Annotated in this window: 16 protein-coding genes; 3 read left to right on the top strand and 13 right to left on the bottom strand. The window is 32.6% G+C overall.

Going from position 1 to position 12,411, the window contains the following annotated elements:
- The first annotated feature begins 18 nt into the window (after window positions 1–18).
- Entirely contained in the window at window positions 19–768 is a 750-nt protein-coding gene (locus tag ABDW27_RS09540; RefSeq protein WP_343695678.1) for an ABC transporter permease, read from the top strand.
- Window positions 765–1,526 (top strand): ATP-binding cassette domain-containing protein, encoded by a 762-nt coding sequence (locus ABDW27_RS09545; protein ID WP_343695679.1) that lies wholly within the window; start codon window positions 765–767, stop codon window positions 1,524–1,526. Before ABDW27_RS09540 ends, ABDW27_RS09545 begins: the two co-directional genes overlap by 4 nt.
- 114 nt (window positions 1,527–1,640) lie before the next feature.
- Here ABDW27_RS09545 and ABDW27_RS09550 read toward each other — a convergent pair whose 3' ends face one another.
- The 13 genes from ABDW27_RS09550 to ABDW27_RS09610 all read right to left on the bottom strand — a co-directional run bounded on the left by ABDW27_RS09550 (window position 1,641) and on the right by ABDW27_RS09610 (window position 11,253).
- Window positions 1,641–2,183, bottom strand: a complete 543-nt coding sequence (locus ABDW27_RS09550; protein WP_343695680.1) for a hypothetical protein — start codon at window positions 2,181–2,183, stop codon at window positions 1,641–1,643.
- 5 nt (window positions 2,184–2,188) lie between these two features.
- Window positions 2,189–2,794, bottom strand: a complete 606-nt coding sequence (locus ABDW27_RS09555; RefSeq protein WP_343695681.1) for a SprT-like domain-containing protein — start codon at window positions 2,792–2,794, stop codon at window positions 2,189–2,191.
- 80 nt (window positions 2,795–2,874) lie between these two features.
- Window positions 2,875–3,552: an SDR family oxidoreductase gene (locus ABDW27_RS09560; RefSeq protein ID WP_343695682.1), complete on the bottom strand. Its 678-nt coding sequence runs from the start codon at window positions 3,550–3,552 to the stop codon at window positions 2,875–2,877.
- A 35-nt stretch (window positions 3,553–3,587) separates the two neighbouring features.
- Window positions 3,588–4,559, bottom strand: a complete 972-nt coding sequence (locus tag ABDW27_RS09565; RefSeq protein WP_343695683.1) for a M28 family peptidase — start codon at window positions 4,557–4,559, stop codon at window positions 3,588–3,590.
- A 28-nt stretch (window positions 4,560–4,587) separates the two neighbouring features.
- Window positions 4,588–5,244: a hypothetical protein gene (locus tag ABDW27_RS09570; protein ID WP_343695684.1), complete on the bottom strand. Its 657-nt coding sequence runs from the start codon at window positions 5,242–5,244 to the stop codon at window positions 4,588–4,590.
- Window positions 5,245–5,246: 2 nt separating this feature from the next.
- Window positions 5,247–6,281, bottom strand: coding sequence for a D-alanine--D-alanine ligase (locus tag ABDW27_RS09575; RefSeq protein ID WP_343695685.1), 1,035 nt, complete (start codon window positions 6,279–6,281; stop codon window positions 5,247–5,249).
- Between the two features lie 11 nt (window positions 6,282–6,292).
- Complete coding sequence (locus ABDW27_RS09580) at window positions 6,293–7,003, bottom strand: NRDE family protein (RefSeq protein ID WP_343695686.1); 711 nt, start codon at window positions 7,001–7,003, stop codon at window positions 6,293–6,295.
- On the bottom strand, window positions 6,991–7,479 hold the full coding sequence (locus ABDW27_RS09585) for a DinB family protein (protein WP_343695687.1): 489 nt from the start codon (window positions 7,477–7,479) through the stop codon (window positions 6,991–6,993). Before ABDW27_RS09585 ends, ABDW27_RS09580 begins: the two co-directional genes overlap by 13 nt.
- Before the next feature lie 2 nt (window positions 7,480–7,481).
- Window positions 7,482–7,868, bottom strand: coding sequence for a DoxX family membrane protein (locus tag ABDW27_RS09590; protein ID WP_343695688.1), 387 nt, complete (start codon window positions 7,866–7,868; stop codon window positions 7,482–7,484).
- Between the two features lie 4 nt (window positions 7,869–7,872).
- A complete protein-coding gene (locus ABDW27_RS09595; protein WP_343695689.1) occupies window positions 7,873–8,334 on the bottom strand; it encodes a YHS domain-containing (seleno)protein in 462 nt (153 codons plus the stop codon).
- Window positions 8,335–8,341: 7 nt separating this feature from the next.
- Window positions 8,342–8,938, bottom strand: coding sequence for a peroxiredoxin-like family protein (locus ABDW27_RS09600; protein ID WP_343695690.1), 597 nt, complete (start codon window positions 8,936–8,938; stop codon window positions 8,342–8,344).
- Window positions 8,939–9,159: 221 nt separating this feature from the next.
- Entirely contained in the window at window positions 9,160–9,837 is a 678-nt protein-coding gene (locus ABDW27_RS09605; protein WP_343695691.1) for a Crp/Fnr family transcriptional regulator, read from the bottom strand.
- A 273-nt stretch (window positions 9,838–10,110) separates the two neighbouring features.
- Window positions 10,111–11,253, bottom strand: coding sequence for an acyl-CoA dehydrogenase (locus ABDW27_RS09610; RefSeq protein ID WP_343695692.1), 1,143 nt, complete (start codon window positions 11,251–11,253; stop codon window positions 10,111–10,113).
- A 478-nt stretch (window positions 11,254–11,731) separates the two neighbouring features.
- On the opposite strand from ABDW27_RS09610, the gene ABDW27_RS09615 reads away from it, so the two are divergent.
- Window positions 11,732–12,307 (top strand): chalcone isomerase family protein, encoded by a 576-nt coding sequence (locus ABDW27_RS09615; protein WP_343695693.1) that lies wholly within the window; start codon window positions 11,732–11,734, stop codon window positions 12,305–12,307.
- Window positions 12,308–12,411 lie beyond the last annotated feature (104 nt).

Genomic DNA, 12,411 nt, shown 5'->3' on the forward strand with positions numbered 1-12,411 from the left:
AGCAAATATTTAAAACTTATGATGCTAATTCGTTATTTATCTCAAATAGGAAGATATTTTTTAATGCTCAAGGAAATTTTCAATAAACAGACCAAATGGCCTGTTATGCGAAATTTAATTTTCAAGGAAATTGATGATTTAATTATTGACTCTCTTGGAATCGTTTGCTTTATATCTTTCTTCGTTGGAGGTGTTGTTTCTATTCAAACAGCATTAAACTTAACAAACCCTTTAATTCCAAAATATTTAATTGGTTTCGCCACACGTCAATCTGTAATTTTAGAATTTGCCCCTACTTTTATTTCGGTAATTATGGCCGGAAAAATGGGTTCTTTCATTACATCAAGTATTGGAACAATGCGCGTTACAGAACAAATTGATGCGCTAGAAGTTATGGGAGTAAACTCTCTTAATTATTTAGTTTTTCCAAAAATTATTGCCTTGCTATTGTATCCGTTCGTAATTGGAATCAGTATGTTTTTAGGGATTTTTGGTGGATGGCTTGCAGGTGTTTATGGTGGTTTTACCACTAGTGCCGATTTTATTTCCGGAGCACAAATGGAGTTTATTCCGTTTCACATTACGTATGCTTTCATCAAAACATTAATATTTGCTATGTTGTTAGCAACAATTCCATCATTTCACGGATATTATATGAAAGGTGGAGCTCTTGAAGTTGGTAAAGCAAGTACAATTTCGTTTGTTTGGACATCAGTATCCATCATTCTTTTTAATTATATACTAACACAATTGTTATTAGGATCATGATAGAAGTAAAAAATGTAGAAAAATCATTTGGTGACAGCAAAGTCCTTAAAGGAGTTTCGACAGTTTTTGAAACTGGAAAGACCAACCTGATTATTGGACAAAGTGGATCTGGGAAAACTGTTTTATTAAAAACCTTATTAGGAATTCATACGCCAGATAATGGAACAATTGAATTTGACGGAAGGGTTTATTCTGAATTAGATCCGGATGAAAAAAGAGAATTAAGAACCGAAATTGGAATGGTTTTTCAGGGAAGTGCTTTATTCGATTCGATGACAGTTGAAGAGAATGTAGCTTTTCCTCTTAAAATGTTTACCAACGATAATAAAGCCAAAATTAAAGAACGTGTTGATTTTGTTTTAGAAAGAGTAAACCTTATCGATGCACACAAAAAACTGCCGTCTGAGATCTCAGGAGGTATGCAGAAACGTGTGGCGATTGCCCGCGCTATTGTAAACAACCCAAAGTATTTATTTTGTGATGAGCCAAACTCTGGTCTGGATCCAAATACCTCAACTTTAATTGACAACCTGATTCAGGAAATTACGCGTGAATATAATATCACAACTGTGATTAATACACACGATATGAACTCTGTAATGGAAATTGGAGAGAATATTGTTTTTCTTAAAAAAGGACTTAAAGCCTGGCAGGGAACTAAAGAAGAAATCTTTAGAACAGATAATAAAGACATTGTCAAGTTTGTTTATTCTTCAAACTTATTCAAGAAAGTACGTGAAGCGTATTTGAAAGGCTAAAAGTTTTTTAAAATTTCAAATCTTAGAAATATCAATACAAAAATCCCAAATTCCAATTTTAAAAGTCTGGAATTTGGGATTTTCAATTTATCTCCTCTTTTTGAAATTAGGTCTTTATTTATTGAAATTAGGTGAGTATGTTTCAAACTTTAATTTACCAACGTCTTCTAAAAACAATTTTAATTCATCTGAATGTTTCTGCGAATTCAATCTAACTATAGATTCTTTTTCTAAATGATTATCACTTAATAAAACAAAATCCTGAACGGCAAATTTATAACTTACATCTGCACCTCCGGCACTTAGATAATCATTTCGCTGAAATACATTTTTATATAGAATAGAGAATATCTTATTGTTTTTAGGGTTTGTCTTTTTTGAGTAAAATTCAAAGTTTAAAAAAGACAATGTTCTATAAAGCTCATCATTATGAATTTTAAAACCAACTTTAGAAAAGGTCAATGCCAGCAATGATATTCCTAAAATTGAAAAAACGAACAACATAATAAAAAAAACATAATTCAATTCTTCAATCTTGTGGTTAAAAAATGTTCCCCAGCCAATATAAGAGAAATATAAGAAAAAAAAGGCTGGCACCAATAACATTGCTTTTTGCTTAAATTCAAAATTATCGTTTAGTATTACTTTATTCATCATGTTATTTAATTTTTCACTGGCAAAAGTTCCACCTCAGCATTTGGATTAAAAAGATAGGTTCTTCCTGAGCTTATTTCAAGACACTCAAAACGTTTTGTTCTTACGGCTATTTTCTTGAAAATTTTGCCATTTTTAATTCTGAAAATGCTTCCGTATGGAATTTCAAAAATGTAGTTTTTATCGTTTGCTAAATCATATTGTTTTAATGCCAAAGATAAAGTCGTATCTGTATCGCTGCTTGCTGATGGATTTTTAAAATGTCTTGCCAGCAAAGGTAAAAGCTGACTAGGAAATATCTCCGGACGTATAAATGGAACCATTAAACGCTGAAAAGTATATTTCCACTCGTTTCCGTGCGGTTTTATATTTCGTCCAAATTTTTCAAAAGCAACTAAATGTGCAATTTCATGAACGAGTGTAATCAAAAACCTGTATTTATTCAAACTTGCATTAACCGTAATTTCATGTTTCCCACTTGGTCCGCGTCTATAATCACCATGACGCGTCTGACGCTCGTTTACAATCTTCAAATGAACCTGATTGGCCACTATCAAATCAAAAACAGGCTTGACTGCGTGTTCGGGAATGTATTTTGCTAAAGTTTCGTTCAATTTAAAGTTAAATGTTATTTGTTAAATGTTAGAAGTTTTCTCCCGACATTGGACTTTGGAATTTATTTCTTGGAATTTAATTATGGATTAGTAGAGGAAACCTCAAGTACTTTTCCATTAAAATATTTATTTCCGTTAAGAGTAAAATCATAAATATAAGTTGCCATTCCTTCGGCTGAAATCGGAGCTTGGTAACCCGGGAAAGCTTCATTCAGCATTTCTGTTTGTACAGACCCCAGAGCTAGCACATTAAAAGAAATTCCTTTTTCTTTATATTCTTCTGCTAATAATTCGGTTAAAGTAATCACGGCGCCTTTACTAGAACTATAAGCTGCCAAACCTGCAAATTTTAAACTTCCGCGTACGCCGCCAATCGAACTTATGGTTACAACATGACTTCCTTTTTGTAAATACGGAAGACAAATTCTGGTAAGATTTGCCACAGCAAAAACATTTACTTTATAAATACTTTCAAAATCTGCCTGCGTCGTTTCTGCAAAAGGTTTCCATATTAAAGCTCCGGCATTATGTACAACTGCATCAACTTTTTTCCATGTTGAAGAAAGAAAACTTTCTACTTCGTGCAATGCAGTTTCATCTGCCAAATCAATTGATAAGCAGGTAACGTTTTTATGTTCTAAAAGTGTTTTAGGAGTTTTTCTGGAAATCGCTAAAACCTGATTTCCGGCATTTGCAAACTGCAATGCTAATTCGTATCCTATTCCTCTACTCGTTCCAGTAACAATAATATTTTTCATGGAGCAAAAATAAGCAAAACCAAAATAACGAACTGTTATTTATTCATTACAATTTCTTCTGTTGGTGTTGTTGCAATTTTAGTTACAGCCGGTAAAAATTCCTGAATAAAAGCTGTCATGTGCGGAATATCCATTACTTTAAATTCGTCTGAAACGTGGTGATAAAAATCGAAATTCTCAAAATCAAAAGTACTTATAGACTGACATGGTTTTCCGAAAGCTTCAAAAAATGAATAATTATCAGATCTGTAAAACAATTTATATTCGGCTTCTTTAGGCAAAAATCCGATTGTTTTTTTTCCAGTATATTCATTTATTTTTTCTGCCATATTCGATTTATCAAAACCGGTTATATAAGCCAGATAATCACGTTTCATAGGAACGCCGATCATTTCGATATTCAGCTGGGTATATAAATTGAAGTTTTTAGCTTTTAGTTTTGGAGCCATACTTTTTGAACCTAACAAGCCTTTTTCTTCTCCGGCAAAAAACACAATAAGAATACTTCTTTTGTTTGATTTTGTTTTACTGAAATATTTTGCCAATTGCGCAACTGCCGTTACTCCCGAAGCATCATCATTTGCACCGTTATAAATTTGGTCAGGCTGTTGTTTTTTCTCAATTCCGATATGATCGTAGTGTGCGCTTAAAACCACAAATTCATTTTTAAGAACCGGATCTGTTCCTTCTAAAACTCCCACAATATTAAAAGCCGGAGATTTGAAGTTAGTTAATGTATCTCTGTACGTTTTAAAGTAAGGTTTAATGTCAATTTTCTTTAGGAAATCTTCTAAAAAAACGGCTGCTTTTTCAATTCCTTTTGTTCCGGTTTCGCGACCTTCTAATTCATCTGAAGAAAGATATTTTAAAAAATCTGAAACATCAGATTCTTCAACTTTATACGTGATTTCAACAGATTCTGGTTTTGCTTCTTTTTGACCTACTGTTGATGTATTGGTTTTACATCCCAGAAAAACAAATGGAAGTAGAAAGTAAAGTTTTTTCATAAATGAAGATTTAAGCGGGTTTGGTGAACTAGGTTCTTAAAACCGGCAGTTTAAAATATTTTTTATAAACCTTATATGCCTGAATACTTCCTAAAACAATAAAAAATAATGGTATGCAGACAGGCAATATTGACTTTGACAATTGATTTGTTTTATAAAAAATAGTCTGTAATACGACGATCAGACTAAACATTCCTAAAAAAATCCCCATCAAAGTTCCTGCAATATAATAATATTTTAACTTTCTTTCTATAACAATATGATTTCCATTAAGTAAATATAAGTTCCAGCTAGTCCAGAACGGAAGCTGTAAAAAATTGAAGCAGTTTAAAATTACTCCTATCACAAAAGGTGAATACATTAAATATTCCTGCAGATAATTTTGTGACTGCTCGGCTTTATTAAAATTGAGGTAAAAAACAAAAGCCAGTATAAACATAAAGGCGACAGAAAAAAAATCAATAATTTTCATTAATTTTTTATTGTCGACAAGCTCTTTTGCAAAGAGCAGCGTAAAATAAATGACAAAAGTTTCAATAAAAACAACTCCAAATAAAAAGAAAATCAAGTTGTGAATTCCTGATTTTGAATATATTTCAAGTCCGGCCAGGTTTAAATACCCTAGCGGAATTGACCCTAGAAAACTTACCAGAAATCCAACCGAGATGTTTTTTATTTGTTTCATTTCTAAAAATTCATGATTTTATTATTTTGCGCCACATGCAGTCTGTATTGATGCATTCCTACTTTATGGTCTAAATAAGGAACTCCCATTTTATGGTTCTCTACACTTATTTCATACATATAAGTAATATGGCGCGCGAGCTCTTTCCAGGCAAACCATACGGAATGTTTAGGATCGTAAATATGAGTAGGTTCGCTTGCCGCACCATTAAGTTCTACTATTTGAAAATTTTCTCCTCGCTCTAATTCTTCAAAAGTATTGTACATGATATCAAAACGTCCGAAATAAAATTCCGGAATTTGAACTGCAACCTTGTTAATTGCTTCTGTTAATTCAGGCGTTATCCAATGGCTGCCGTCAAGAAATTTTGCTCCGCGTGCGTGATTGCCAAACGGAACCAAATTCATAGTTTCATCCTGCGATAAAATTTGCTGCAGCTGTTTTCCATATTCTGCTTTTAAAGCATCCATTTGCAGTTCAAATCTCGGATTCTGCTTAATTAAATCTTCAATGGTAGATTTTCCGTCTCCCGTTACAATCAAAAATTCTTTAGAAACAATTCCGGTAATTTTTCCGTTTTTTTGAAGCGGACGACGTACATAAAAGATGCCTACTTCTTTTTCAAACGGAATTAGATCCTGCAATAAAAAATCAAAGTTTGCTTTGCTTGCATAATCAGCCAGCTCAGAAACAGATTTGATTTTTTTTACACCAGAACCCCGCAGTCCAATGTCGGGTTTTGCGATTAACGGAAAATCAATTTCATTTTCCTCCAATAAATTTAGAATCTCTTTAAAATCAGAATTCTCGTGAATCAAAATGGTTTTCGGGTAATGTTTTTTGGGCAGCAAATCGTAAATCTGTTTTTTACTTTCCATCATAAATCCGCCATTTTTAATTTTGGGATTAGAAGCATTAAAGAAAAAAACAGATCTGGCTTTTACAGCGTAATAGGCCCAAAGAAAATAAATAGGAAAATATAAAACCTGAAACGGCCAGTATTCACAATTGGTAACTTTATGAAAAAATAACTTCATTGTTTTCGATTTTAAATTTGAATAAAAGAGGCCGAAAAATCTTTGGTTTTAACTAAATCATAATATTTCATGGCACCTTTATTTTGCTCTGTTACTACCTGAGTTACACTTAAGGTTTTCATAATATTTTCCCTATTGATAATTAAACCGTTTTGCGCATCGTCGGTATGAGTGTTTTTATGAAAATGGATCATATCCGGAGCCGAGATTTCATTTTTATCTTTGATAAATTCAAAAAACCAATCAGATCGTTCTTTTCTAATTTCCTCAGGATATAAAGTTACCGATGACCAAATGTAACTTTGTGTTTCATCCAGCTTTGTTGTTCTTTTACTGAAACCATCCCAGATCAATTCGTATAGTCTTTTTTGCTGATACAAAACCAGCGTAAAAGGTTCTATATTTTCAAGATTAATCTGTTTCCAAAAATCTTTGGGAGAATCATTTTCGATAATATCGAGCACAATTAATCCGCGGCTTTTTCGATACGGAAGAACCGGAGTGTGTTTTATAATTCCGCCATTTAACAAAACCACAACCGTTCCATTTTCATCAACGGCAAACCAGGTTCCTCCCGCTTTTGAATCTTTTGGATACATAATTTTTTTTCCGTTGTGACTGTAATTTCTTGGCACAATTGCACCGGCCCGAATTACTTTTTCGTCCCGGTTTGAAGTAATAATGGCAACTCCGTTATTATTTACAAAACTTACTGTACACATTGTTTTCTATATTCGATTGTGGAACGCGCTACACCAAAATTTTCGTTCAGCAAAACATTTTCAAATTGCAAAACAGCAACTTTTATCAAAGCCTGATGATGAATACAATGTTCTAAATTATAAAGCAGTTCTCTGTAATAATTACTCTGAATTCTAAAAGTAAGTCCGTCAATCATTTGTTCTAAAAAAAGAATTTTATTTTCTGACTTTAAACTCTTTTTAATTTTCAGAATACATTCGTTTGCAAATTGAGTTTCGGTTTGAATACGTTTGTTACGTTCTCTGTTATCATAATTTAAAACTTCAGATTCATAACTATTTTCAAGACATTGAAACATTTCAATAATATGGCGCGTGTGTTCGCCAATACTTGAGTTACTCAAAGCCGCACAGGGCTCTGAGTATAATTGATCAGATAACTGGTTTAATAAATTTGTTAACTCATCTAAACTTTGGTTTATTGATTTTATCAGCATGATTATTTTGTTTTTAGAAGGTTAATTATTTTGTTCTTATTTAAATAAAGTAATCCTAAACAAGATAGAAACGTAATCAGAGCGAGAGTAAACAAAAGCCCGCCATCGTTTTTAACTTCAATTCCTAAAACAAATAAATGCGAAAAGATGGCACCTGTCATAACGCCAATTCCGCCTAAAGCGCCTAGCCACGTTGTTTTAGGAATCAAAATTAAAATCGCAAAGATCAGTTCGGCAATTCCAGATCCTAATCGTCCGTAAGGTTCAATCCCTAAAGTCGAAAAAATATAAACACTTTCCGGCGCTCCTGTAAATTTAAAATATAAAGTCTGCAGTAAAATCACCGATGCTGTCAGTCTCAAAACCCAGGTTATTATTTGTGTTTTCATAACCTTAGTTTTTATATATTTTTTTCCAATTCGTATCTGCTTTCTCTTTTAAATTATCCTGATCCTCGTTCCAGCTTTTCAATGTATTATTAAAATAAGCATTGTAGAACAAATACAGTTTGCCATCGACAATTTTAAAAGTTTCCGGATTTATTTCGACTTTTTCACCAGTACTTCCCATAGCATAAGCACACCAGCCGCCATATTGAGGTTCGTATTTTGATGGATTTTTTAAGAAAGCATTTTTATTTTCAGCAGAAGAAAAATTATAAGTCACGCCCTGATACGAAACCGAAATTTCTTTTTTCCCTTTAACTGCTTTTCCCTGATTAAAATATCCAACAGGATCATAACCCTGAATACCTACTTTGTTTTCTAAATTATACTGGCTGATTCTTTTTGCATCGTTTTGAGCAAATGAACTACCTGAAATTAAAATCAATAACAATAATACTAGCTTTTTCATCTTTAATTTATTTTAAGTTTTTTAATACTGATACCAATAATTCTGTTGAGATACGTTGTTTAAAATCGGGTGCGATATATTCAAAAAGTATATCAGCATCGGTGTTTACTACAAAAACAGATGGAACTGGCAGTAAGCTGTTATTGATTCCATTAGAATGTACGTTAATTACTTCTTTGTAGTTTTCCGGAGCCTGATAATCAATCCCTACCGCTTTTATTAATGCCATGTTTGAATCTGAAAGTAAACTGTATTTTACTTTATCTTTTTCTTCTGTTATTTTTAGATTTTCAGGAGAATCCGGACTTACAGCAATAATTTGGTAACCTAAATCGATAATTTGTTTTTCAGCTCCAGCCAATGACTGCAAATGGATATTGCAATACGGACACCAACCGCCGCGATAAAAAACAAGAACCGTTTTTTTCTTGTTAAGTAAGTCTAAAATACTAACATCTGCATTTTCAGGTGTTTTCAAACTTGCATTTGGAATTTTTTCACCAATTAATAAAGGTGCAATATCCGTTGCCGATTTAGGAGTCGGTTTTTGTGCATGAGCAGCCGAAGTCAGGGCTGTCAGAAAAATTAAAAGTATTTTTTTCATAGTGTATTTGTTTTACATCTTTTTGATGATGTAAAATTATAGCACTACGAAAAAGCAAAATGTCGGCTAATTTACACTTCTGGTAAAATAGTTTTTAAGCTATTGTATTTATTAAATGTTTCACGCAGATTTGGAAAGATTTAGGCAGATAAACACAGATTTATTTTAATTAAATCTGTTAAAATCTTTTAAAATCTGCGTGAAAAAAATCTAACGAATTATTATAATTTGGTAATATCAGGAATGATAATTTCCTTTCTGTTGTAGCTCAACAGCTGGTTAATTTCCATTTCATTCAGTAATTGTGTAGCGGTTTGTCTCGAAGTACAAATAATTTGGGCAATATCATTTTGGGTTAAATAATTTTCGAGAGTTACCGAATTTCCATTTTTTACACCTTCATTTTCTGCCCAGTCTTTAAGAAATTGATAAAGTCTGGTTTTGGCGTCTTTAGAAATTAAATTAGCATAACTGTTCTTGACGCGTTTCATTTTTAAACCAACAAATTTGGTATATGAAATTGCAAGAGTAGGATTTCGAAGTAATAAATCTTCAAAATCAGACATTAAAAAACTGCAGATTACAACATCATCAGAAAGTACTTTTGCATATTCTTCTTCCTTACTATCTGTTTCTAAAGTTAATTCGCCAAACAAATCTCCTTTTTGAATAATGTCTTTTATTGTTTCATTGCCATCATCATCAATAGCCACAATTTTTATGTTTCCTTTTTTGAGTAAAAAAATACGAGGCACATCAGAAGAAGAGAAATAAATAATTTCTCCTTTTGATGCTTTTTTAAAACCGGTAATAATGCATAATTGTTTGATTTGTGAATAGCTCAGCGTTCTAAACAATTTATGATCCCGCAAGTACCAATATTTTAAATCTTCGTACATAAAAATTAAATCTGTTGGTGTAAAAGTAATTAATTTAACAGTTACATGTGATTATCTTTCCGATAAGTTTTAAGTACGCTGATGAGGCGGATTCGCTACCGCGAAGACGCTGATTGAGGCGGATTTTTTATTTTCAAAAATAATAGAAATCCGTTTTATCCGCGTCTTCGCGAAGCGAATCCGTGTCATCCGCGTTCAATTTAAAGTTAAAAACAAAACCCTTTTAAAGCCTAAACTTCAAAAGGGTTTTTATTAATTTATTTTTATAGAAGATTATCCTGCGATAACGGCTCTTGAAATTACTATTTTCTGGATTTCAGAAGTTCCTTCATAGATTTGAGTAATTTTTGCATCACGCATTAAACGCTCAACATGGTATTCTTTCACATAACCATTTCCTCCGTGAATCTGAACAGCTTCTACAGAAGTATCCATAGCAACCTGCGAAGCAAATAATTTTGCCATTGCCCCACTTACATCGTAGTTTTTATGCTGATCTTTATCCCAGGCTGCTTTCATACATAAATGACGCGCCGCTTCTATATTCACAGCCATATCTGCTAATTTAAAAGCAATTGCCTGATGATTGCAGATTTCTGTTCCGAATGCTTTTCTTTCTTTAGAATATTTCAAAGCCAGTTCATAAGCTCCGGAAGCAATTCCTAAAGCCTGAGATGCAATACCAATTCTACCTCCTGCTAAAGTTTTCATTGCAAATTTAAATCCGAAACCGTCTTCACCAATTCTGTTTTCTTTCGGAACTTTTACATCCGTAAACATTAAAGAATGCGTATCAGAACCACGGATTCCCATTTTTTGCTCTTTTGGACCAACAGAGAAACCTGGCATATCTTTAGTCATAATCAAGGCATTGATTCCTTTATGTTTTAATTCAGGATGCGTTTGTACAATTACTAAATATACCGAAGCTGTGTTTCCGTTTGTAATCCAGTTTTTAGTTCCGTTTACCAAATAGTGGTCGCCCATATCAATCGCAGTTGTTTTTTGCGAAGTTGCGTCACTTCCGGCTTCCGGCTCGCTTAAACAAAATGCTCCGTGAATTTGTCCAGAAGCTAAGCCCGGTAAATATTTTTGTTTTTGTTCTTCGGTTCCATATTCCTGTAATCCCCAGCAAACTAATGAATTGTTTACAGACATTACTACAGAAGCAGAAGCATCAACTTTAGAAATTTCTTCCATTGCAATAACATACGAAATCGCATCAAGTCCGCTTCCTCCGTATTTAGGATCAACCATCATTCCCATGAATCCTAGTTCTCCCATTTTTTTAACTTGCTCAGCCGGGAAAATTTGTTTTTCGTCACGCTCAATAACTCCTGGTAATAATTCATTTTGAGCAAAATCTCTCGCAGCTTGCTGAATCATTAAATGTTCTTCGGTAAGATTAAAATCCATAGTTTTTATTTTATTGTTTTTCTAAACCGAATGTATAATTCAGTTTGGTGGTTTTTTATTTATTTTTTTGAAAAGCCAATTTATGGTCAAAAGGCTTCCAAAGATAATTTTTAAATGCGGATTTTACAATGCACGCATATAAATTTAATAGATCAACAAGAATAACGATAACGTTTTCGTAATAATTTATCATTTGTATCAAACAGACTATAATTTTGCAGCGTTTTTTCTAAAATCCAAGATTAAAAAATGCGGTGTAGAAACTTCAAAAAATCAAATTTCAAGACATTTTCTTCTCAGAAAAGATTAAACAATTGCTAAAGGGCGTAAATCTACGTAAAACTAGTCTTACTAATTTGATTACTAAACCGATAGAGTAAAAAAAATAAAAAACAGCAGAAAAAAAACTTCTAAAAAAAGGCCATAATATTGACAAATTAACATTATTTTTGCCTTAAAATTAAATAATTGACAGAACATGAAAAAGATTTTACTAGTACTTACACTCCTATTAACTTTACAATTTTCGACGGTTTCTGCCCAAACTCAATTAGAAGTAAATGGCGTAACTGTACCTAGAAAAATAGAATTCCAAAACAAAACGCTGCAATTAAACGGAGCAGGCGGAAGATCAAAAATGTGGTTAGAAGTTTATGTTCAGGCATTGTACTTATCACAATTAAGCCAGGATCCTAAATTTATTATTGACAGCGATACCGAAATGGCAATTCGAATTGAAATCACTTCATCTATGGTTTCTTCAAACAAATTAACAAAAGCAATGAATGTTGGTTTTGAAAAATCTGCCGGAAGCAATCTTGAACAATTACGCCCGAGAATCGAACAGTTCAAAACGTATTTAAGTGACGCAATTACAGAAAAAGATGTTTTCGTTTTAGCATATAATCCGCTGGACCAAACTATCAATGTTTTTAAAAATGAAGTTTTGAAAGGTAAAATTCAGGGATTTGATTTCAAACAAGCATTATTCGGTATCTGGCTTTCAGACAAACCAGTTGACGAAACTTTGAAAAAACATTTATTAGGGATATAATTCTTAATTTTTTACATATTCAGAAAGCCGAAAACCAAATAGTTTTCGGCTTTTCTTTTTTGTTTTATAAATTTGATGCAAAATACATTATTCGCATTATTCTA

It is taken from the genome of Flavobacterium sp., from assembly GCF_039595935.1.
In the GTDB taxonomy this organism is placed as follows: domain Bacteria; phylum Bacteroidota; class Bacteroidia; order Flavobacteriales; family Flavobacteriaceae; genus Flavobacterium.

What these genes read in the sequence shown, in the direction of transcription:
- ABDW27_RS09580 (WP_343695686.1), bottom strand. Translation starts at nt 7,003, where the DNA reads ATGTGTACAGTAAGTTTTGTAAATAATAACGGAGTTGCCATTATTACT.
- ABDW27_RS09550 (WP_343695680.1), bottom strand. Translation starts at nt 2,183, where the DNA reads ATGATGAATAAAGTAATACTAAACGATAATTTTGAATTTAAGCAAAAA.
- ABDW27_RS09600 (WP_343695690.1), bottom strand. Translation starts at nt 8,938, where the DNA reads ATGAAAAAAATACTTTTAATTTTTCTGACAGCCCTGACTTCGGCTGCT.
- ABDW27_RS09595 (WP_343695689.1), bottom strand. Translation starts at nt 8,334, where the DNA reads ATGAAAAAGCTAGTATTATTGTTATTGATTTTAATTTCAGGTAGTTCA.
- ABDW27_RS09570 (WP_343695684.1), bottom strand. Translation starts at nt 5,244, where the DNA reads ATGAAACAAATAAAAAACATCTCGGTTGGATTTCTGGTAAGTTTTCTA.
- ABDW27_RS09605 (WP_343695691.1), bottom strand. Translation starts at nt 9,837, where the DNA reads ATGTACGAAGATTTAAAATATTGGTACTTGCGGGATCATAAATTGTTT.
- ABDW27_RS09575 (WP_343695685.1), bottom strand. Translation starts at nt 6,281, where the DNA reads ATGAAGTTATTTTTTCATAAAGTTACCAATTGTGAATACTGGCCGTTT.
- ABDW27_RS09615 (WP_343695693.1), top strand. Translation starts at nt 11,732, where the DNA reads ATGAAAAAGATTTTACTAGTACTTACACTCCTATTAACTTTACAATTT.
- ABDW27_RS09585 (WP_343695687.1), bottom strand. Translation starts at nt 7,479, where the DNA reads ATGCTGATAAAATCAATAAACCAAAGTTTAGATGAGTTAACAAATTTA.
- ABDW27_RS09565 (WP_343695683.1), bottom strand. Translation starts at nt 4,559, where the DNA reads ATGAAAAAACTTTACTTTCTACTTCCATTTGTTTTTCTGGGATGTAAA.
- ABDW27_RS09540 (WP_343695678.1), top strand. Translation starts at nt 19, where the DNA reads ATGATGCTAATTCGTTATTTATCTCAAATAGGAAGATATTTTTTAATG.
- ABDW27_RS09545 (WP_343695679.1), top strand. Translation starts at nt 765, where the DNA reads ATGATAGAAGTAAAAAATGTAGAAAAATCATTTGGTGACAGCAAAGTC.
- ABDW27_RS09590 (WP_343695688.1), bottom strand. Translation starts at nt 7,868, where the DNA reads ATGAAAACACAAATAATAACCTGGGTTTTGAGACTGACAGCATCGGTG.
- ABDW27_RS09560 (WP_343695682.1), bottom strand. Translation starts at nt 3,552, where the DNA reads ATGAAAAATATTATTGTTACTGGAACGAGTAGAGGAATAGGATACGAA.
- ABDW27_RS09610 (WP_343695692.1), bottom strand. Translation starts at nt 11,253, where the DNA reads ATGGATTTTAATCTTACCGAAGAACATTTAATGATTCAGCAAGCTGCG.